The sequence below is a fragment of the Paenibacillus sp. P13VS genome, from assembly GCF_015143645.1.
Lineage (GTDB): Bacteria > Bacillota > Bacilli > Paenibacillales > Paenibacillaceae > Paenibacillus > Paenibacillus xylanilyticus_A.
The window spans coordinates 498,792-519,379 of sequence record NZ_WYEV01000003.1 but is presented as its reverse complement, the minus strand read 5'-3'; the positions used below and the strand labels follow the sequence as shown (position 1 = coordinate 519,379).

Below are 20,588 nucleotides of genomic sequence, written 5' to 3'. Positions count from 1 at the left end.
ATCAAGTATACATTAGCTCTAGGAAACTTCATTTTGCGAGTTCCTGTTCCTCCAGTAATCGTTTCAGTTTTTGGCGCTGTCGTTTTTCCTTCTGACGGCGTTCTCTGTCCTCAGCCTGCAAAGCTTTAAGCAGGGAGACACACATGCCGATAAGGACAACAGCGAACGGCAGGGCGGCCACAATGGAGGCCGTCTGGAGGCCATTCAATCCCCCGCTGATCAGCAGGACTACCGCGATGGCGGACTGCAAGATTCCCCAGGTTAATTTTACTCTTGTACTCGGGTCCAACTTGCCATCTGACGTCAGCATGCCCAGGACAAAGGTAGCCGAATCGGCCGACGTAATAAAGAAGATCATGATCAGAAGAGTAGCAACGAAGGCAGTAATCGTGCCTAGAGGCAGCTGCTCCAGCATAAGGAATAGAGCGGTCGTTGTGTCTTCTTTCACGGCTTCCGCCAGATGAGCGGCATTGAACAATTCTAACTGAAGTCCTGTTCCCCCAAAGACAGAGAACCAGATAAATCCGAAAAGGCTTGGAATAACCATGACGTAAATTACAAATTCCTTAATGGTTCTTCCTTTGGATACCCTTGCGATAAACGTGCCAACAAAAGGAGCCCACGAGATCCACCATGCCCAGTAAAATAGCGTCCAGGTTCCAATCCAGGTTTCTCTGGAGAACGGTGTAAGTCTTAAACTCATGTTAATAATATTCTGCAGGTAACTGCCCAAGGTGGTCGTGAATGTGTCAAATATAAAAGAAGTCGGCCCAGTCACCAGAACAAACAGCATTAATAGCAAAGCTATAACGAGGTTGGTGTTGCTCAACATCTTAATACCTTTATCCAGACCGGAGGTAGCCGAGATTAAAAACAATACCGTTACAATGGCGATGATGACAACCTGGGACAGCGTTGAGTTGGGAATGCCGAATAAGTAATTCAGCCCCCCACCGATCTGAAGTGCACCCAAACCAAGCGAGGTCGCAACACCAAAGATGGTGGAAATGACGGCCAGAATATCAATGATCTTGCCAAGCCAGCCTGCAGCAAGACGTTCACCGATCAAAGGAATAAAGGTTGAACTAATCAGCCCCTTGTAGCCTTTCCGAAACTGGAAATAAGCGAGCGCTAAACCAATGACGGTATAGATAGCCCAGGGATGCAGCCCCCAGTGGAAAAAGGAATAACGCATTGAAAGTCTTGCGGCTTGTGTTGTTTCGGGTACCGCTCCTTCCGGTGCGGATAAATAGTGGGACAGCGGTTCAGCAACTCCCCAGAAAACCAGCCCAATGCCCATACCAGCGCTAAACAGCATGGACAGCCAGGAAACCGTAGAATATTCCGGTTCATCATCGTCATCCCCCAGCCTGATATTGCCAAATCGGCTGAATGCCAGATAGAAAGCGAAGATCAGGAAGAACAGTGTTGCTAGCAAATAAAACCAGCCAAAATTCTGAATAGAGAAGTTGTAGGCTACGTTAGCCGCATCAGCCAGCTGATCAGGAGCGACGGCTCCCCATATCGCAAATAGTGCTACGATGATAATTGTGATTGTAAATACCATGAAGAGACCCCCGTTATGTAAGCTTCATCCAACTTTTCCTTAGTATGTACTAGTCCAGCAAGTAATATTTCGGAAAGCCAGCTGTTGATAAAATAAAACAAACCGCCTTGTGTTGAAACACCCTTCGGTTTGTTTTGATCCTGCCAGAATAATATATTATCTATAATTGCCTGTTAAACTGAGATGGTGGAATTAGAATATTGGGTTTTAGTTACATAGATATATCTTGAAAAATCTAAGAGGGAATCATCACTTTTAGAAGAAGCATTTGAAAGTATAGTGTATTTTTAATGATAAGAGATTCTGAAGGAAAAAATGAAAGAGTGCGAAGGATGAGAAGACTCGAGTCTGGTATGTCCATAGATAACGAATTATTTTCTGATATTGTCAGGTATGAGCACGTAACGATAAGCGGAACGACTATAAAAAACTCGAATGTTGGTTCACCTATTTTTTGGAACTGTAATTTGAATCAACTTGTGTTTGATACCTGCGATCTTAACAATGCGAGATTTTTTGCGGATACTATGATTGATCATTGTACATTTATTCGTTCCGACTTGCGCTCAGTTGGCATTGCCAAGGGTGAAGCTGTCTTCACCAATTGTGAGTTTTCTTCCTGCGATATGAGAGGCATGACATTGGAGAATGCAACCTTCATCGACTGTGCTTTTGTTAAGTGCAGATTCAATGACCGGATTTTACAAGCGGCGAATATCGTTAATTGTTCCTTTACCGGCAAGCTGATTGATATTACGTTTGAGGGAAATGGCAAACAAAAGCTAATCGCCAATTTTGAAAACTGCATCCTTGAAGGTGTTCGTTTCGTGAACTGTGACCTGACGCAATGTATTCCGCCAAAATCCAAAAATCATCTGTATGTTGAACAGGTGTCCTCACGTGTGAAAAATGCGATGATGAAGATTGACCATGACCCTAATCTATCTGACGATGAACGGAAAGTACTGGTACGCAGTCTGCGCAAGCTTGAGCATATGAATCAATAGATTTTTAACACAGTACATATGAAGAAAATATATGGTGATGTTTTTGTTGAACGATTTTTCAGTAGTCTGGACGTTCAGCGAGAATGATCCTGTCACAGGTCTGTTATTAAAAAAAACGCATCGAAGTTTCAAACCAAGGTTGTCCCAGTAGTTGTTCGTTGAAGGTTCTAGATACAGCCTCCGAATATGACATGCTGTCATATTGAGTACCTAGCCATGCATATATATCCCCGAGAATGTAGGTATAGGGGGCGGAACAATGGACGGTAACAATGCTAATAATCAGGGAAACAGTCGAAGCAGGAAGGGAGGCAATGTGCAATCCGAGTGGCATGCCAAGCAGTTGCCAGAACACCATTCACAGACAGTAGGGGAACGGGGGCCGATTCTGGAGCAGGACAGCATGCTGCATGAAACACTCGAAACCTTTGTCCACGAAAAAATTTTAGAGCGCCCGGTCCACGTAAAGGGATTCGGAGCATTGGGTTATTTTGAAACCTTACACTCGATGGCCGATTATACGAACCTGTGTTTCTTGCAAAAGCCAGGGCAACAGGTTGCCGTTACCGTTCGTTTCTCACTTGCGGTCAGCAACAAAGGAACACCCGATACATCCCGCAACGTGCGTGGATTTTCGACGAAATTTTATACCGAGCAAGGCGTTTTCGACCTGCTTTGTAATCATATCCCCGTGTTTCTCGTACGAGACCCGATCCGGTTTCCTGAGTCAATTCATGCTTTCCTGCCATCACCTGTTAACAATCTCATTGATCCGAATCGATTCTGGGGGTTCATTGCTAGAGCACCAGAGGCAACCCATTTCGTTGTACGACTGTACTCGGACGAAGGGACGATCAAGAGCCTCCGCCATACGCCAGGACACAGTGTTAACACCTATGTATGGAAAAATGCAAAGAACGAACGCTTCTACGTCAAATATCGCTGGATACCATTAGCTGGAGAGCAATATATCGATGCGGAAGAAGCGGCTCGCCTGGCTAGCGAGAACCCCGATTATTCGGGTAAAGATTTATATGACACGATTGCACAAGGTACACCTGTCCAGTATGGGCTGTATGTGCAGTTGATGAACCCACAGGATGAGGCAATGCTGCCGTTCGATCCGTTGGATGACACGAAAGTCTGGGATGTGCGTCAATTCCCGCTTCTGCCCGTTGGTCGACTCGTCTTGGATAAGAACCCTACGAATTATCAGGAGCAGATCGAGAAGCTGGCATTCTCCCCGTCCAACCTGCTGGATGGTGCTGAGCTGTCTGATGATAAAATGCTGCAAGGCCGCAGTAATATTTATTGGGATTCACAGCGCCATCGCCTTGGATCAGAGTTTCGCAAAATTCCGATTAACCATCAAGCCAACTGGTCACCGACGGATCAGGTAACGAGTGGAGAAGGGCGCTATGTAGCTGGCCGGCTCGTTCGATCCGATATTCCGAAGGCTGATAATTTCACCCAAGCGGGACAATTCTACCAGTCTTTAACAGGAATTCAACAGGATCATCTTGTTCAGAACCTCGCTCATGATTTATCGGCAGTTTCTCATGAGATACAGACGATTGTGTTAGGCTATTTATTCGAGGCCGATGCAACATTAGCCGAAAGGGTAGCACGCCAGATCGCTGCGCTGAAGAAGGGATAATTCAGTACAAAAAAAGGACCGTAAGTGTTCATCTTTCATCGATGAATGCTTTCGGTCCTTTTGTGTTTATCCTTTACCTACTATGCCGTGGCAGCATCTTAATACAATTCTAATTAACGACGGTAACGGTTTCCGCTTCACTTCGTTAACGTCTTCGGAAGGCTCCGCCGCGTGCCAGAGCGAAGAAGATGAGCAGGGCAATTATCGAGCCAACGATGGCTGGAATAATATGAAATCCGCCAATCACCGGACCTCTTGGTCCCAGCAATTCTGTTCCTAACCAGGAACCGATAAAACCCGCAATGATATTCCCAAGTACACCGCCCGGTACGTCACGCCCAATCAAGTTGCCGCTTAGCCAGCCAATAAGTCCACCAACAATGAGTACCCAGAGCAGATCCATTGAGTTGTTCTCCTTTCTTCGGGTTTATTACAAGTTATGTTGGGCTCAGTGGAATATACCTCATCTTCCAGTTGGTGGAGGAATCTAAAGTGTCTGTGCTAAGATTGGGTTAAATATAATTGAAGCTGGAGAATAAGGCCACATAGGGGTGTACAATGAAGAAAATCCTAATCATTGATGATGAAATTGCAATTCGAGATTTAATTGAGCTGGTGCTAAGGCGAGAAAACTACGATGTGCAGACCGCAGAGGATGGCAAAACTGGCCTGCATTTGCTTGAATCTTTTCAACCCGATTTAGTGGTGCTTGACTTGATGCTGCCTGACTGCTCCGGGTATGGCCTGTGCAAGGAAATCACCGGGAAACGTGCCGTTCCAGTGATCATGCTCTCTGCCAAAAATGAGGTTATCGACAAGGTGCTCGGACTTGAGCTGGGGGCGGAAGATTACATGACCAAGCCCTTTGACAATCGTGAATTGCTCGCTCGGATCAAGGTGATTCTGAGAAGAAACGAGAGCAAGGAGGAATCCAGTGAAGGAACTGAGGTGAAATCTACACGCATCATTCATGAAGAGCTTACATTTGATCTGGAAAGCCGAAGGGTGCTGAAGAACGGTGTGCCCGTGTCTTTAACAGCCAAAGAGTTTAAAATTCTGGAAACGTTACTCAGAAGGCCGGACAAAATCTTTACCCGGGATGAGCTGCTGCAGATCGGATGGGGATATGACTTCATGGGAGACAGTCGTAGTGTGGATATGACCATCATGCGATTGCGGAAGAAGCTGGAGGATAACGCGGACGAACCGAAGTATGTCAGGACGATCTATGGATTCGGCTATCAACTTGGAGGTGGCGAGGCCTGAAGTATGCAACCCGGTTACTGCTGAATTTTTTATTTTTCTCCGTGCTGTCCTTTGGCATCATCATTTTTGCGGTGAATAAAGCCATTGATTATTACAGCTTCATTACCATTGAAAAACAGATGATGGAGAAGGCGGATCTGTCCGAGTTGTCCTTCCGTGAGGTGTTGGCACAGCATAGATCGTCGACAGGAGAGCCGCAGACCCAGGAAATCGTCAGACTTGCTCTGGAGAAGCTGAAAGCATCAGGCAAAGAAGTGCGTATCTACGACAGCTCCAAGCAATTGCTGGGCTTGGCTGTGGATGGCATCATCATTAATGATGGCAAACCGCTTATTTTTGACAAAAATATTGAGAAAGCCCTGAGCGGCAGTTATGCCTACACCGTAACGGAAGATCATCTGCTTTATTTTGCAACTCCCATTCAGAATCAATTTTACGAAAATGCTTATGTGTATGAGTTCGTGGACGACATTTCGTACTTTTATGCGATTATGGACCAAATCCGTTATATCCTGTTTGTGGGTGCAGGCGGATTCATTGTGCTAATTACGTTAGCCAGTCTGTGGATTGCCCGCAACACAACCAAGCCGATTAAGGTGCTGCTTGGCGCAGTGCAAAGTTTCTCTAGACAAGAGTTTCGAAGAGTTCATCTTAACCGGAAGGATGAGCTGGGCATGCTGGCAGATGGGCTGGATTCCATGGGGCGTCAGCTGCATGATTACATTCAGTACCAGAAACAATTTGTCTCCAACGTATCTCACGAGTTAAAAACACCCTTGGCAGCCATTCGTGGTTTCTCTCAATACTTGGTTGAAGGGGAGAATGAGAACAAGGAACTGCAAAAAATCTACGGTCACCTGCTGCAGGAGTCGGATCGACTTACACGCTTGATTAATGAACTGTTGCTGTTATCCCGCTTCGACAAGGCTGGTTCTAACGAACTGGAAGCCGAGAAAACGGAAATGAACGAACTGATTCAGCAAGTGGTAATGAATATGGAAGCGAAGGCCCAGGATAAAGGGATCAAGATTATGGTTAGTAAAGCACAGGGAGAACCGGATGATGAGGATTCAACAAGAGTTTACGCCAACATCAATCCAATGTTAATGTCCCATGCGATTGCCAACCTTGTGGACAACGCTATCAAATACTCAGGCAATTACTCACAGATTAATTTAGAGATGGAACATACGCCAAACGAGATCATTATTCGGTTACGTGATCAAGGTATCGGGATCGCGAGCGATGAACTGGAGAGAGTGCAGGAACGATTTTACCGGGCAAAAAATGCAAGCACAGCGAACGGTTCAGGTCTGGGACTCTCGATTTGCAAGGAGATTGTAGAGCGCTTTAATGGATATATCGACATGGAAAGTCAGATCGGGGAAGGAACGACCGTTACAATTGTTTTGCCTCGTGTGTAGACCTGCAGCTAAACCCAAGCCAAGCCAAGCCAAGCCTAAATAGGTAACGTTACAAGATTGGTACATTTCTGTTATAAGACTAACAAATGCTTTTTTTATAATCACTTCATAAGAACAAATCACACATTTATGGAGGGATCATGATGAAACGGATAAACAAAGCTGGAGCTGTCACCCTGATGAGTATTTTACTAACGGTAGCACTTGCAATGACGGGCTGTCAGTTTAGTGGTGCCAAGTCGCCAGAGGCGACGCAGAACGAACAGGCCAAAGGTGAAGGAGCATCGAATACCGCACCTGCTTCAGACAATTCGGAAGAACAGAGTGGTGAAGCGATTAAGGAAGGTTCGGTGGAGAAGGAAGGCAATGTGGTGCTGAAGGAGCTTGCTTTTGTCTATAATGAGCACACCATCGCGATTTCGGACACAGCGAATGAAGAGCAGATGGAACAGATGCTCGGGAAACCGGATAATCTGAAATCCCATACGTACACTGCCGACGATGGAACCAACATGGATACATTAATCGGTTTTACAGAAAAGGTATATACGTATCCTGGTCTGGAAATTAAAACAATCAGTATACCGGAGGGGAAACAAGACTCCATCTTTCATATCGAGATAACAGATCCTAAGTATGCAACAGTACGAAACATTAAAGCAGGAGATAGTCTGGATACACTCAAAAACGCCTACCCTGAGGGGAAATTGCTAGGTGATGGAGCTCCAGATGAAGAGGATGACTTCCGTTACGAGCCGTCTAATTATGTGGATGTGATGTCGTTTCATATCAAGGATGCCAAGGTGGAGAGCATTCAGATCTACAGCCTTCTCGACTAATATTTAGGAATCAATATGGCTAAGCCATTCATACGATTCACCTCTAATACCTGCCCGAGAGGGCAGGTATTTTTTCGTTTGTAATCTTGTTTTTAGAATGGTAGAAAAGGTCATGAACCAATACCGATTATCGGAATGGACAAGCGCGTGTACGATTTCATGATTTAGGCGAATATCTAATCGTAATTTTTCACGTCATTTCTTTAAACAAACAGGCGGGTTAGTGGAGCAGTTTAACAATTGTAAAAAGTGTGATATAACCTTATAGAGTGTAAAAACACAGATCGGTTGGTAGTCCGGTCGCATAAGGATATTCCTTGTGTCAGTGACCTTCCCCCCTCGGGATGTCCATCACTCCAGTATAAACAGAGGGGGAGTAAGTTGTGAAACTTACCGTATTGTTTGATGAAAGTTGTAAGTTCTGGATCGGAGTGATTGAGCAGGAAGAGCAGGGACGTCTAAGAGCTTGTCGTCATATCTTTGGTAACGAACCGAAGGATTCAGAGGTTTTAGAGTTCGTAAGTGAGAAAATGATGAAAGTAATGAGCCTTACTACGGTAGAGACGAATGCTAAACGAAGCAAAAACACTCGAGTAAATCCGAAAAGATTGGCTCGCCAGGCGTCTAAGGAGATTGCCCAAAGAGGTTTAACTAGTCATGCTCAGGAGGCAATAAAGCTGGACCTAGAGTCTAGGAAACTCCAACGAAAAGTGCATAATCGTCAACAAATTCTCGAAGAGAATGAGAGAAAATACCAACTAAGAGTTCAAAAGGCTAAGAAGAAGCACCGAGGCAAATAGTCAAGATGGCCAAAGAGGAAGCATGTCTTGTAGATGTGCTTCTTTTTTCATTCCTAATAAATATGCAAAAATACCATTAAATAGGCATTGAAACTTTGGGCCAAAAATGAAAAAAATATATAGTTCAAGAGCAATAACTCCTGAACATCATTAAATAGATTGAACTCGTTGGTAAACAGTGTTACTCTGAAAGTCTGTGTTCAATAATTTATTTAATAATAGTCACCATTAAGGTTATAAAGAAAGGTAACACGATGATAAAAGTTGATAACTTATCCTTTTCATTTCCGCAAAAAGAACTATATAACAACATTTCATTTACGTTAGAAGAGGCACAACATTGTGCTTTTATAGGAACAAGTGGCAGTGGGAAAAGTACACTCGTCGATATACTGATAGATCCGGAAAGATATTTGTTCGAGGGCAAGTTAGAGATAGACCCGGAATGCAAAATAGGGTATGTCAGTCAGTTCCCGCAAGTCGACAAAACGAAAGAAATAACCGTATTTGAATATATCGGCGAAGAATTTATTAAGATACAGGATGAAATCACAGCTCTGTATGCGGAGATGTCCACCACGTCTGACATGGATTCGCTGATGGAGAAGGTTCAATTGGCTTTGGATGCATTCGAATCGATGGATGGGGACAATTTCGAAAACACCATTAATAAGCAGCTAAACCTGGCCAACCTCATGAAACTCAAAGATCTCAATATATCCGACGTGAGTGGTGGGGAATTTAAACTTATTCAAGTAATGAAGGAAATGCTCCATCGTCCAGACTTATTGATTATGGATGAACCCGATGTATTTTTGGATTTTGAAAACCTAAATTCGCTTAAAAAATTAATTAATTCCCATAAGGGCATGCTGCTGGTTGTTACACACAACCGTTATCTATTGAATCATTGTTTCAACAAAATTATTCACCTTGAAAACAAGGAGATTCAAGAGTTTGACGGGCGATATATCGAGTACAACTTCTCGCTGCTTCAGACTAAGATCGAGCTTCAAGAAATCGCGGTTGCTGAAGCTGAAGAGATTGAGAGATACGATCATATCATCGACAATCTCAGAGAGATCGCCACGTATAATTCGGAAGCCTCCAGAGGCAGAGCGTTAAAAGCGAGAGTCAAGTTTCAAGAGAGATTGGAAGCGCGTCGAATAAAAGAGCCATTTGTCGATATTAAGCAGCCGAATATCCGTTTTGGTATCGATAAGGAAATCGAAGACACCGTTGTTGTTAAAGTCAATAATTATAGCGTTTCCTTTGACGAGCTGCTGTTGGAAAATGTGAACTTCGAGATCAAATCAACAGACAAAGTAGCCCTGATCGGTCCGAATGGTACCGGGAAAACCACTTTACTCCGTGAAATCTATAAAAACAATCAGGATTCCATTGAAATTAATGATGATGTGAATGTGGCTTATTTATCTCAGCTTCAAGGTGAAATGCTAAAAGATTCGAATTCCATACTACATGATTTCATAGATGCTGGGTTTAAAACGTATGATGAGATTAGATCACATCTTACAGATTATGGATTTGAAGGAGAAATCCTTGATCAAAAGATTGAATCATTATCTGGTGGAGAAAAAAACATGCTTCAACTGGCTAAAGTTTCTGGCAGTCAAGCGGGCGTGTTGCTTCTTGATGAACCGACAAGCCATCTAGACACTTACTCACAAATTGCACTTGAGAAAGCTATTGAAGACTATAAAGGTGCAATTCTCATGATTTCTCATGATTTTTATTCTGTTGTAAATGGTATGGATTATGTTTTAATCATTGACGATAAAACAATTAGCCAAATGAGTATGCAGGAATTTAGACAGATGATTTATGCTAGTCATTTTGATAAAGATTATTTAGAAACTGAACAACAGAAAAAATCAGTTGAAATGAAAATAGAATTGGCTTTAAAAGAAACTAATTTTGAACTTGCCAAAGTATTGGTGGATGAGTTAGAAGAGGTAATTAAGTTACTTTAAAATGGAATGTACCCGTTAGTATCGCGAGGAATATCAAAGAAAAACTGGCGAAGAAAAAGAAACGAAACGCTTGTTTAAGTTTTGTATCGTGACGCAGCAGAAACAAGGGCGGAGTGTATCCGCCCTTGTTTCATTGCTGGATTATGGACACAGTACACTATGCACTCTGAAGTCTCCAGCAGTGGTTAAACGGTGTCAGGACGGAATGTTCATCGCCGTTTGAATGTTTTTCAGATCAAGCTGAATTTGCTCTGGAATATGGTAAGGGTGGTATAAGCCTTGCTGTACCATGTAATTTGATATCTTTTCGTGAGAGACTATCGCTTCATCGAGCTGTTTCATCAAAATTTGCTTGATTTCGGGGGTGGCACATTCGGTCACAGCCATGGCGTAATTTCTGACTCCGCTCTTGGCGTTTATCAACAAATCCATTGCGATCACGTCATCAGTAAGCGTATGAAGGCCTGACATGTGTTCTAATATTGGGTTCATTTTTTTATCTCCTATACAGTCGCTTTAGATAGCACTTCACTGAGCTCTTGAAGCTGCTGTTGTGATAATGTCACATCTTGTTGCAAAATTTGCATGAGTTCCGGATCGGTTACCAGAGCTTGCATGGTCTGGGATTTCGTCAAGCAAACCGTCTTGAATGCAGCTATTTCATGTACCTCGAGCACCTCATGCAATGCGTATTTGGAATTCATTCGAATTGTCCTCCCAAGTATCTATCCATATTTAAGGCTTTAAGATGACTTTAATACAATTGTCCGTTTTTGTATCGAACACTTCATAGCCCCGCTTGGCATCGCTGAGCGGAATGACGTGTGTAACAATGTCGCCGGGGTCCACTTTTCCAGAGGTAATCAACTCGTACATATACGGCATATAGTGAATAACTGGAGCTTGTCCTGAACGGATATTCACATTTCTCTGCATGATGTCACCGAGCGGGAAGCCGTTATAACGACCACCGTATACCCCAGTGACTTGGATGGTGCCGCCTTTGCGGACAGCCTGTGAAGCAATAATAAATGCGCTCATGGTGCCGCCTTGCAGTTTCAAACCGCTGGCTAAATATTCAAGATCACTCATCTTGCCGTCCATACCTACTGCATCAATGACAACATCGGCGCCGCCTTTGGTCATTTCCTTGAGCGTATTGCCAATGTTTTGATCTTGTTCGAAGTTTACGATTTCGACGTTGTTCGTTCGCTTCGCATGCTGCAAGCGGTAATCGACATAGTCAACGGCTATGACCCGCTTTGCTCCTTTCAGCCAGCAGAATTTCTGGGCCAGGAGTCCAACTGGGCCGCATCCGAGAACGATGACCGTATCTCCATTTTTTACGCCGGCATTATCTACGCTCCAGAATGCCGTGGTCATGGCATCAGCGATCAAGCTTAGCTTTTCGTCCGGTTGTTCGCAGCTCTCTGGAATTTTGAAGTGGGTGAAATTGGCAAACGGAACCCGTAAATACTCGGCTTGCCCGCCAGAATATCCGCCAGTCGTTCCCGAGTAGCCGAAATATGCGCCCATATCTCCGTTCTCGTTGGAATTGTCACATTGGCTTTCCAGCTGATTTTTGCAATAAAAGCATTCTCCACATGCGATGTTGAACGGGATGATTACACGGTCGCCTTTTTTCAGGTTGGTCACGCCAGGGCCTACTTCTTCTACGATCCCCATCGGCTCATGTCCGATGACATAGTTCTCCTGAAGGTTAGGGATCATCCCGTGAATAAGATGAAGGTCAGAACCGCAAATGGCAGTACTGGTGATCTTTACGATCATATCGTCCGGTTTCTCAATCTTCGCATCCGGAACCTCTTTGACCACGACATTTTTAACCCCTTGATACGTTACCGCCTTCATGCTTTATGTCCTCCAATATGTTCATCTGGGGTCCGATCAAACATCCCTTTACGCGACGTATCTCCCGGGAACAGATTCATCTGCCCGATCATTACCGTATTATTCGCGGATAGCTGGTCGAGTTGGTACTGTTCATTCAGCTCGTAAGGATGGAACCACTTTTTGCGAATCATGAGCTCCGAGATTTCCTGGTGCATTGCAATCCCTTGTTTAAGCTGAGTGTGCAGAAGGGCTCTTACATCTGGTGAAGCCGTTTCCGTCAGAGCGATGGACAAATTACGCACACCTTCCTTGGCACGAATAAGGAAGTCCATGGCAAAAGTCATATCTGCCATTTCCGGCATATTTAATGAGTTAATCGGGTCTAAATAATCGGTATTCATTTGAGCTCCCCTTAATGTGTTATAGGTGTCGGACTACTCGGAACAGGCGCTTGGAAAGGAGCTCTCGCGTAAATGGCTTGCAGCTCGGCGATCTGTTGTATGGACTGAGTGACGTCTTTTTGCATTAAAGCTTTTAGCTCTTGGTCAAAGACGAGGCCTTGCATCAGTTTTGACTTAGCGATGCATAGCGTTTTAAAGTTTAAAGCTTCATGCAGTTCCATCGATTCGTGCGGCGCTAGTGTTGGGTTGTTCATGGAGAAATGATCACCTCCTTTTTCATTAACGTTAGATTTTCCAACGAATCGGAACTTATACTAAAATGGATTGCGGAAGAGGAAGATCCGAATATTCCCATACCATTGCAGGAATATAATCAAAATCTTAATCCGATACTTATTTCTGTTTTAAATGATTTTGAAATAGGGAGGAGGACTCACTGTGCCCAATAAAAACAAAATTGATCTAGCCACCGAAAATGCAAGAAAACCGGCAGAAGGTGCCCTTAACTCGAGTGGAAATACACTGGAGCAGCATGCATCTAATGCAGTTTCTGAGGTGCAGACGGCTCTAAATCAGGCAATAAGCTCGTTAAATGAATCTAATGCAACCAATTCACAAGCGTTGGAAAAAGCCCGGCAGCAATTGACCCGAGCAGATGAATTTTTAGATCAAGCGCAAACTTCCGCAAATGCATTACGTCTGCCGGACCAACAATAAAACGGTCCTAGTACTGATAATATTGGCAGAGATTTTCCTTCTTTTCCGAGTTTTTCTCCGATACTCTCTGCATGGGGATTTACCCTGCGTTGACGATCGGAGGAAGCAATTTTCCTAGAACATATATAGTTACGGTCAACATGCTTCGGCTTACGCCGAAGTTTTTTGTATTTTAGATGGTTCAGACCATTTCAAAATTACGGATGAAAAAGAATGATTAAGGGTCAGGCATTAGAAAACGTCTTGAACATAATTATAGGTAATATCTATCCAACTATGTTTGAGGAGGACATCATACAGCCTATGTTACCCATGGAAGAATATTTTGGTAAGTTAGAACTCGTTCATTCCTTTTACGGGGCTATGCCTACAGGCGTAAGTGTATCCGAAACCGGGCGTATCTTTATTTGCTTTCCGAAATGGGGAGATGACGTTAAATTTACGGTAGCGGAAATTGTTGAGGGTCAGCTGCAGCCTTATCCTAATGCAGAAACGAATCTGATCAACCCATTGAATCTTGCAATGTCCTTCATCAGTGTGCAAAGTGTTGTTGCAGATGGAAGGGGAACCCTGTGGGTACTGGACACGGCTGCACCAAATTTTTCTGAACCCATTATAGGGGGGGCAAAACTAGTCGCGGTAGATTTAGAAACAAATACAATAACAAAAGTATATACATTTGCAGATGATGTGGTCCTGCCGACAACCTATCTGAATGATGTCCGATTTGACTTTCGTGTAGGTAACGCAGGTTACGCCTATATAACGGATTCTTCTTCCAATGGTCCAGGGGCTATTATTGTCGTAAATTTAGAAAACGGAAATGCCTATAGACGGTTGCATGGAGCAAGCTCAACCTCACCCGATCCGTATTTTGTACCGAAAGTGGAAGGTAAAATTCTGATGAATCGAAACCCAGATGGTTCGACATCTCCCTTTCGGTTGGCCTCTGATGGTATAGCCATTTCCCCTGATGGAAAAACGTTATTCTATTGTCCATTAACCAGTCGCCAGTTATACTCGATCTCAACAGAATCATTAAGAGACAGAACGATACCGGATTTCAAATTAAGTGATCTTGTGCACTATTGGGGAGAGAAGGGCGCATCGGATGGGATGATCACGGACGCAAAAGGAAACGTGTATGCTGGAGATTATGAAAACGATAGTATTCGTAAGATATTGCCGAATGGAATTATGGAAACCATCGCCCATGATCCCCGAATTTTATGGCCAGATACGTTTTCTATTGGTCCGGATCAATACTTATATGTAATTGTGAACCAATTACATAGACAGGCAAGATTTCATTATGGCAAAGACTTGCGAAAAAAACCGTATAGTTTACTGCGTTTGAAAATTGATGAATTACCTGCACCTACTTTTGGATAAATAGAACCGATTAAAACGAAAAGAGGCAGGGTTTCACCATGTTGTGATCTCAAACAGGATGATCATGGTCATACGGTACAGCATTGTCATGGACATACGTATATAGCACTGCTATAATAGTGATTATGAACACATATGACAAAATATTAGCAGCTGCTCTTAAGGTACTGGAAGAAGAGGGCGGAGCCCAATTTTCGACACGAGCCGTCACTTCGATCGCGAAGGTTACGGCTCCTACACTCTACCATCATTTCGGTAACGCCGATGGACTCCTGAGTGCAGCTATAGTGGAAGCGTTCAAACAGTTATTCGAAAGCAAAATTGCCGCAGTGGAGTCCCCTATTCCAGAGATGGCGCTTCGTCAGGGGTGGGATGACTATGTCCGCTTCGCGGCAGCCCGTCCTCGGATATATGCGGCAATGATGGGACGGCTGCTTGAGGGCGCCCATATCGAGGCGGCAGATCAGTCGTACCAAGCACTTGTGCAAAATGTTCAAAGAGTTGCTGCCGCAGGAAAATTAGCTGTTTCAGCCGAGGCTGCGGCAGATCTGGTCTGGGCTTCTGCCAATACGGCCTCTTGGCTGTATGTGACGTCCCAAATTCGTAAGGCACCCCCACCCCAGCCCGACGTCGTTGATCTCATTCGAGAAAGCGTGATGCAGATTATCTTGATCCCAATGCCGGATTCTGCTTCAAAATGAGGGATCGATAAAAGAGCTGGAGACTCCAGACAAAGCCCCTATGTGGGCTTTGTTTTGTTTCATGGTACAGATGAAGAACCACAAATGGTAACACATAAGAGAGATCGCCTATCCAAGCAGGATGGCGATCTTTTTTATTTTCAAAGGGGTTCGATGAGCTCATTCCTCACGCTACGGTACGACGTGAGCGTCGATGTATATCACGCTGCGCTTGTCATTAATGATGTTCAGGCAGCAGGAGGAATACAATATAAAAAAATATATAGCACTGCTATAGACAGTTCAATATAGCGGTGCTATAATGACCGTATAACAGTGCTATATAGTGATTCATAACTTAACAAACTCGGGAGGTTTACAATGCCATATAAAACTCAAGACATGGTTGTCGTCACAGGTACTTCAAGTGGAATCGGCAGGGCTACCGCGGAGCAGCTCGCCGCTGAAGGATTTCACGTTTTAGCCGGGGTTCGCCGTCAGGAAGATGCCGACAAAATCAAACAAAACAATATCGAACCGGTGATTCTCGATATTACCGCTATCGACACACTAAGGGCGCTGGCCGAACGAGTGGAGCAAGATCCACTTGGACGCCCGCTGCGCGCCGTGGTCAACAATGCCGGCATTGCCGTTAATGCACCTCTTGAGATGGTTCCGCTGGATGAATTTCGTCGTCAGATCGAAGTCAGCGTGATTGGGCAGGTTGCGGTTATTCAGGCGCTTACTCCTGCCTTGCTGAAGAGCGGCGGACGCGTAGTTAATATCGGATCCGTTGGCGGCAAAATCTCCATGCCCGGTTTCGGAATTTATTCAGCTGCAAAGTACGCGATGGAAGCGATCAATGACAGCCTCCGCAGAGAGATGTCCTCGTTCGGACTCAAAGTTATCATGATTACTCCGGGCGGTGTCAGCACCAGCCTGTCGGAGAAAGGAGTTACGACAGCCGATCGGCTGTCCAAGTTGATGACGCCCGATCAGCACAGACGCCATGATCGTCTTTTTGACGCCGTGAAGGCGCAGGCTGAATTGTGGGCAACGAGCGGTATTCCTCCTAAGAAAGTGGCAGAAGTGGTTTCACGAGCCATCCACGCAAGTAATCCGCGCACCCGCTATACGGCTGGCCGAGATTCGGCACTGCTGACCCGACTGGTTCGTATTCTCCCGGATAAACTTCTCGATCGGATGCTCCGCAGCCAGATGAAGCTGCAGTAACGGGAGTATGACTGATGTCACAACAACCGTTTGAACATGCCATTGTTGTAGGTGGATCTTTAGGTGGTCTAATGATGAGGCTAGCGTTATCCCGTTCTGGGTATGCAGTGACTATTCTATTTATAAATTAGGAGGAATTAGCATGAACGATACAAATAACCGTTACGTAACTGTACTATGGGAGGCTAGAGCCAAGACAGGGAGAGAAGCAGAAATGAAGGCGTTTATGACTGCAGCTGTCACCCCGTCACGCAACGACCAGGGTAACATTGACTATGAGGCTCACGAGGTAGAAGGCCAGCCTGGTACATTCATCATCTACGAACGCTGGGAAAACCGGGAAGCCCTCGATCGGCACCTGAGCGCCCCGCGCATGCAGGAACTGGTGCCCCAGCTCTTAGAACTGATGGAGGGATCCATTGAGGAAGGGATTCGACTCCTGAGACCGTTTCGTCCAGCGCATTAAACCTACAACACTAGGGAGGTCAAACATTGGCATCGATCGATGATTTTGCAGCACTAGATATTCGTGTCGGAACGATTAAGGAAGCGGAGTTTTTTGAAGAAGCAAAGATCCCAGCGATTAAGCTTAAGATTGATTTTGGACCGGAGATCGGGATGAAATCCTCAAGTGCACAAATAACGAAGCGTTACAACGCTGAGGACATCATAGGAAGACAAATTGTTGGAATCGTCAATTTTCCTCCTCGGCGCATTGCTGGATTCAAATCGGAGGTATTAGTTTTGGGTGGAGTTCCGGAAAAAGGAGATGTAATACTATTGAAGCCTGATACTGAAATCCCTAACGGTACTCCTATTGCATAAGTTAGACGACGAGAACGTGAACTGAATACAAATAAGAAAGCAGCTGACCAATGTGTGAACTGCACCCCAATTGTTAGACAACATCTAACAGATCGGAGGTGCGGTTTTTTTGTCAAAATGAATATGGAATCTCTCTCTATTCTGACAATCCTTTGGAGTAATCGTGAATTGTTTTATGAGCAGAAACAAATCTCATTAATCGGTTCAATTATCACATGTTCAAACCAAGAGCTAATACGACTTTTCTCCTGTTTTTCAACAAAACAAATATCAATACAAGGGTTTTTTATCCAAAAGAAATTAGAACTTTGTTCTCTTACTGACTCCATGTAAAATTTTATAAAATTTTCTTGTTCACATCATTAGACTTTACAGGAGGATTATTATGTCAACTTATCTCTCGATCTCAGGTGTTAGGAAAATATCCTTGATACCGAAAACGATCCTGGTATTTGCAACGGGTATATTGTTTTTGCTGGTGTATGCAAATGTCATCTCAGCTCACGGTTACCTAGAGTCACCAGCCAGTCGTGCATACTTGTGCCAACAGAATCTCAATAGTAACTGCGGTCAGGTCCAATATGAACCACAGAGTGTGGAAGCAAAAGGGAACTTTCCGGTGGGAGGCCCATCCGATGGGGAAATTACAGGTGGAGGTATTTTTCCGGAGTTATATACTCAATCGGCAGAACGTTGGACAAAGCTGGACATGCAAACAGGAAGCCAAACATTTACCTGGAAATTGACTGCGGCACATGCAACAAAAGAGTGGAAATATTACATAACCAAAAAAGACTGGAACCCTAATGCTCCGATTGAGCGTAAGGATTTAGAACTGTTCTGTAGCTACAGTGATGGCGGGAAAATGCCAGAGAAATCGGTCTCACATCAATGTGATATACCAGCAGACCGTACCGGTTATCATGTTATTCTCGGCGTTTGGGAAATCGCTGATACTGGTAATGCCTTTTATCAAGCGCTTGACGTAAATTTAACGAAATCGGGTAGTGGAAATGGATCAAACACCGATGAAACAGCGCCAACAGCTCCAACAGATCTTACAGCAAGCAACATTACGACAAAATCACTTACACTTAGCTGGCATCCTTCGACTGATAATGTAAGTGTAATGAGTTATGAACTTTATCAAAATGGACACAAGATTGCGACTATTCCAGGAACATCTGTATCTTATGATGTAAATGGATTAAGTCAAGGAACAACTTATACCTATGCGTTAAAAGCGATTGATGCCGCAGGTAAATGAATCACCTCTCAGTGCGGAGATTACGGTGCAGACAACTTCTGCAAACATACCTGACACTTCAGCTCCAACGGCTCCAAGTCATCTTCACGCACATACCGTGAGTGCAGCCTCGGTAAGTCTGATGTGGTCCAGTTCAACGGATAATGTGGCCGTTAGCAGCTACGACATTTACCAAGGATCAGATCGGATCGCTACTGTAAATGGAACCGTGACAAGTTATGAGGTTACTGGTCTGAAGTCAAGCTCGACGTATACATTTTCAATCAAAGCCAAGGATTCTGCTGGGAATGTATCTGAAGCGAGTAACGTGATTACTGTTACTACACTTGAGTCATCTCCTCCAGTTATAGAACCGGATGTACCAAAGGCTTGGGCTGAGAATACGTCATACCGCATCGGGGATCGTGTTCTTTACAAAGAGGTCATCTATATTTGCCGTCAAGCTCACACATCAATATATACTTGGACTCCTTCCGAAGTCCTTGCATTGTGGTTGCCAGAATAGTCGAAAGTCACTCAGGAATTGTCCTGAGTGATTTTTTTGAATGGATAGCTATCACATGAGAATGACAGTTTCAACATAATCGATTACAAATATTTATTTTTGCTTACTTGGGTGAACATATGAGTATAAAACGTTGTTTAGCGGACACTTTGGATGTGTTTGATTATTGCAAGTGAATTTTTTGTGATTTATTATTTCCAATGTAAGGTTTTTAATTGAGAATTCGATTCTCATCTAAAATAGACGAATATTTCGTTAATTCACTTAATAAAGGAGTACGGATCATGAGTAAACGTTTTGAATCAAAAGTTGTTTTAATTACAGGAGCAGGCTCAGGTCTTGGGCAAGCAGCGGCACTTGAAATCGCAAAAGAGGGTGCCAAGCTTTCTCTCGTTGACCTTAATCAACCTTCACTTGAAGAGACCAAGAAATTAATTCTGGAAGTTGCACCTGAGGCAGAAGTTCTTCTGCTTACTGCTGATGTATCTGATGAGCAAGCTGTTCAAAAATATGTGGATGATACAGTTCAAAAGTTTGGTCGCATCGATGGCTTCTACAACAATGCGGGTATCGAAGGTACTCAGGCTCCTACAGCCGAATATGACAGTAAAGTGTTTGACAAAGTTATTGACATTAACCTTAAAGGTGTCTTTTATGGCATGAAATACGTTCTTCCCGTGATGAAAGAGCAACAATCCGGTTCCGTTGTCAATGTTGCCTCTGTTGGCGGGATTCGCGGAGTTCTGAATCAGGCGGCGTATGTCGCAAGTAAACACGCTGTATCGGGTATGACGAAAAATGCAGCAATCGAGTACGGACAATATAACCTGAGCATCAACGCTATTGCTCCAGGAGCGATTATGACTGCGATGGTTGTCGGTTCCCTTAAACAAATCGGTGGCGAAGAAGGATGGGAAGAAGCCGGCAAAGAATTTGTTAGCATAAACCCTAAGAGACGTTTTGGTAAACCTGAAGAAGTAGGCCGTCTTGTTGCCTTCCTGCTATCCGGTGAATCCGAATTTATTAATGGTGCTGTTATTCCTATTGATGGCGGACAATCGAACCAATACTAATCACTTGCAGCCCCCTCATTGGCAATGTCATGAAGAGGAGGCTTTACATGAAGAAAAAGAGCAGGTCATCCAAAAGATGGCTTGCTC

The 20,588-nt window shown here is 44.1% G+C and carries 23 protein-coding genes; 16 read left to right on the top strand and 7 right to left on the bottom strand.

The genetic code is table 11. The features are described from left to right. Positions 1 to 28: 28 nt before the first annotated feature. Positions 29 to 1,567 carry a glycine betaine uptake BCCT transporter gene (locus GUA98_RS07340; protein WP_193722573.1) on the bottom strand — a complete coding sequence of 513 codons (1,539 nt, stop codon included), beginning with the start codon at positions 1,565 to 1,567 and terminating at the stop codon, positions 29 to 31. 527 nt (positions 1,568 to 2,094) lie between these two features. Between GUA98_RS07340 and GUA98_RS29440 the strand changes: the two genes are divergently transcribed. Both GUA98_RS29440 and GUA98_RS07330 read left to right on the top strand, forming a co-directional pair. Next, entirely contained in the window at positions 2,095 to 2,574 is a 480-nt protein-coding gene (locus tag GUA98_RS29440) for a pentapeptide repeat-containing protein (RefSeq protein WP_227779469.1), read from the top strand. Positions 2,575 to 2,833: 259 nt separating this feature from the next. Further along, entirely contained in the window at positions 2,834 to 4,231 is a 1,398-nt protein-coding gene (locus GUA98_RS07330) for a catalase (protein WP_193722572.1), read from the top strand. A 145-nt stretch (positions 4,232 to 4,376) separates the two neighbouring features. Here the strand turns inward: GUA98_RS07330 and GUA98_RS07325 are convergent, their stop codons facing one another. Then, on the bottom strand, positions 4,377 to 4,634 hold the full coding sequence (locus GUA98_RS07325; protein WP_024630063.1) for a GlsB/YeaQ/YmgE family stress response membrane protein: 258 nt from the start codon (positions 4,632 to 4,634) through the stop codon (positions 4,377 to 4,379). Between the two features lie 155 nt (positions 4,635 to 4,789). On the opposite strand from GUA98_RS07325, the gene GUA98_RS07320 reads away from it, so the two are divergent. The 5 genes from GUA98_RS07320 to GUA98_RS07300 all read left to right on the top strand — a co-directional run bounded on the left by GUA98_RS07320 (position 4,790) and on the right by GUA98_RS07300 (position 10,554). Beyond that, positions 4,790 to 5,497: a response regulator transcription factor gene (locus GUA98_RS07320; protein WP_193722571.1), complete on the top strand. Its 708-nt coding sequence runs from the start codon at positions 4,790 to 4,792 to the stop codon at positions 5,495 to 5,497. A gap of 71 nt (positions 5,498 to 5,568) precedes the next feature. Then, the gene (locus GUA98_RS07315) at positions 5,569 to 6,921 is read left to right on the top strand and encodes a HAMP domain-containing sensor histidine kinase (RefSeq protein ID WP_321573842.1); all 1,353 of its coding nucleotides are present in this window, start codon (positions 5,569 to 5,571) and stop codon (positions 6,919 to 6,921) included. A 143-nt stretch (positions 6,922 to 7,064) separates the two neighbouring features. Further along, entirely contained in the window at positions 7,065 to 7,760 is a 696-nt protein-coding gene (locus tag GUA98_RS07310; protein ID WP_193722569.1) for a hypothetical protein, read from the top strand. 383 nt (positions 7,761 to 8,143) lie between these two features. Next, on the top strand, positions 8,144 to 8,560 hold the full coding sequence (locus GUA98_RS07305) for a YjdF family protein (protein WP_193722568.1): 417 nt from the start codon (positions 8,144 to 8,146) through the stop codon (positions 8,558 to 8,560). Positions 8,561 to 8,814: 254 nt separating this feature from the next. After that, positions 8,815 to 10,554, top strand: a complete 1,740-nt coding sequence (locus tag GUA98_RS07300) for an ABC-F family ATP-binding cassette domain-containing protein (RefSeq protein WP_193722567.1) — start codon at positions 8,815 to 8,817, stop codon at positions 10,552 to 10,554. Between the two features lie 195 nt (positions 10,555 to 10,749). Here GUA98_RS07300 and GUA98_RS07295 read toward each other — a convergent pair whose 3' ends face one another. The 5 genes from GUA98_RS07295 to GUA98_RS07275 are packed head-to-tail and all read right to left on the bottom strand — an operon-like array spanning position 10,750 to position 13,063. Beyond that, positions 10,750 to 11,046 carry a spore coat protein gene (locus GUA98_RS07295; protein ID WP_193722566.1) on the bottom strand — a complete coding sequence of 99 codons (297 nt, stop codon included), beginning with the start codon at positions 11,044 to 11,046 and terminating at the stop codon, positions 10,750 to 10,752. An 11-nt stretch (positions 11,047 to 11,057) separates the two neighbouring features. Continuing rightward, entirely contained in the window at positions 11,058 to 11,258 is a 201-nt protein-coding gene (locus GUA98_RS07290) for a hypothetical protein (RefSeq protein WP_153978675.1), read from the bottom strand. Positions 11,259 to 11,289: 31 nt separating this feature from the next. Then, a complete protein-coding gene (locus tag GUA98_RS07285) occupies positions 11,290 to 12,426 on the bottom strand; it encodes a zinc-dependent alcohol dehydrogenase (protein ID WP_193722565.1) in 1,137 nt (378 codons plus the stop codon). Further along, positions 12,423 to 12,809 carry a spore coat protein gene (locus GUA98_RS07280; protein WP_095357838.1) on the bottom strand — a complete coding sequence of 129 codons (387 nt, stop codon included), beginning with the start codon at positions 12,807 to 12,809 and terminating at the stop codon, positions 12,423 to 12,425. The genes GUA98_RS07285 and GUA98_RS07280 overlap by 4 nt, the downstream gene beginning before the upstream one ends. Before the next feature lie 11 nt (positions 12,810 to 12,820). Then, positions 12,821 to 13,063 (bottom strand): spore gernimation protein GerQ, encoded by a 243-nt coding sequence (locus tag GUA98_RS07275; RefSeq protein WP_153978673.1) that lies wholly within the window; start codon positions 13,061 to 13,063, stop codon positions 12,821 to 12,823. A gap of 184 nt (positions 13,064 to 13,247) precedes the next feature. Between GUA98_RS07275 and GUA98_RS07270 the strand changes: the two genes are divergently transcribed. From GUA98_RS07270 to GUA98_RS07230, 9 genes are all read left to right on the top strand, one after another. Next, positions 13,248 to 13,526: a hypothetical protein gene (locus GUA98_RS07270; RefSeq protein ID WP_153978672.1), complete on the top strand. Its 279-nt coding sequence runs from the start codon at positions 13,248 to 13,250 to the stop codon at positions 13,524 to 13,526. 276 nt (positions 13,527 to 13,802) lie between these two features. Beyond that, positions 13,803 to 14,918, top strand: coding sequence for an L-dopachrome tautomerase-related protein (locus GUA98_RS07265; protein ID WP_193722863.1), 1,116 nt, complete (start codon positions 13,803 to 13,805; stop codon positions 14,916 to 14,918). 125 nt (positions 14,919 to 15,043) lie between these two features. Next, the gene (locus GUA98_RS07260; protein ID WP_193722862.1) at positions 15,044 to 15,619 is read left to right on the top strand and encodes a TetR/AcrR family transcriptional regulator; all 576 of its coding nucleotides are present in this window, start codon (positions 15,044 to 15,046) and stop codon (positions 15,617 to 15,619) included. Positions 15,620 to 15,979: 360 nt separating this feature from the next. Next, positions 15,980 to 16,831 carry an SDR family NAD(P)-dependent oxidoreductase gene (locus tag GUA98_RS07255; RefSeq protein WP_193722564.1) on the top strand — a complete coding sequence of 284 codons (852 nt, stop codon included), beginning with the start codon at positions 15,980 to 15,982 and terminating at the stop codon, positions 16,829 to 16,831. Positions 16,832 to 16,973: 142 nt separating this feature from the next. After that, the gene (locus tag GUA98_RS07250) at positions 16,974 to 17,297 is read left to right on the top strand and encodes a putative quinol monooxygenase (protein WP_193722563.1); all 324 of its coding nucleotides are present in this window, start codon (positions 16,974 to 16,976) and stop codon (positions 17,295 to 17,297) included. A gap of 26 nt (positions 17,298 to 17,323) precedes the next feature. Then, positions 17,324 to 17,656 carry a chaperone CsaA gene (gene csaA / locus GUA98_RS07245; protein WP_193722562.1) on the top strand — a complete coding sequence of 111 codons (333 nt, stop codon included), beginning with the start codon at positions 17,324 to 17,326 and terminating at the stop codon, positions 17,654 to 17,656. A gap of 385 nt (positions 17,657 to 18,041) precedes the next feature. Then, positions 18,042 to 18,923 carry a lytic polysaccharide monooxygenase gene (locus tag GUA98_RS07240; RefSeq protein WP_193722561.1) on the top strand — a complete coding sequence of 294 codons (882 nt, stop codon included), beginning with the start codon at positions 18,042 to 18,044 and terminating at the stop codon, positions 18,921 to 18,923. After that, a complete protein-coding gene (locus GUA98_RS07235; RefSeq protein ID WP_227779468.1) occupies positions 18,907 to 19,428 on the top strand; it encodes a carbohydrate-binding protein in 522 nt (173 codons plus the stop codon). Before GUA98_RS07240 ends, GUA98_RS07235 begins: the two co-directional genes overlap by 17 nt. 284 nt (positions 19,429 to 19,712) lie before the next feature. Then, the gene (locus GUA98_RS07230) at positions 19,713 to 20,501 is read left to right on the top strand and encodes a glucose 1-dehydrogenase (protein WP_193722559.1); all 789 of its coding nucleotides are present in this window, start codon (positions 19,713 to 19,715) and stop codon (positions 20,499 to 20,501) included. Positions 20,502 to 20,588 lie beyond the last annotated feature (87 nt).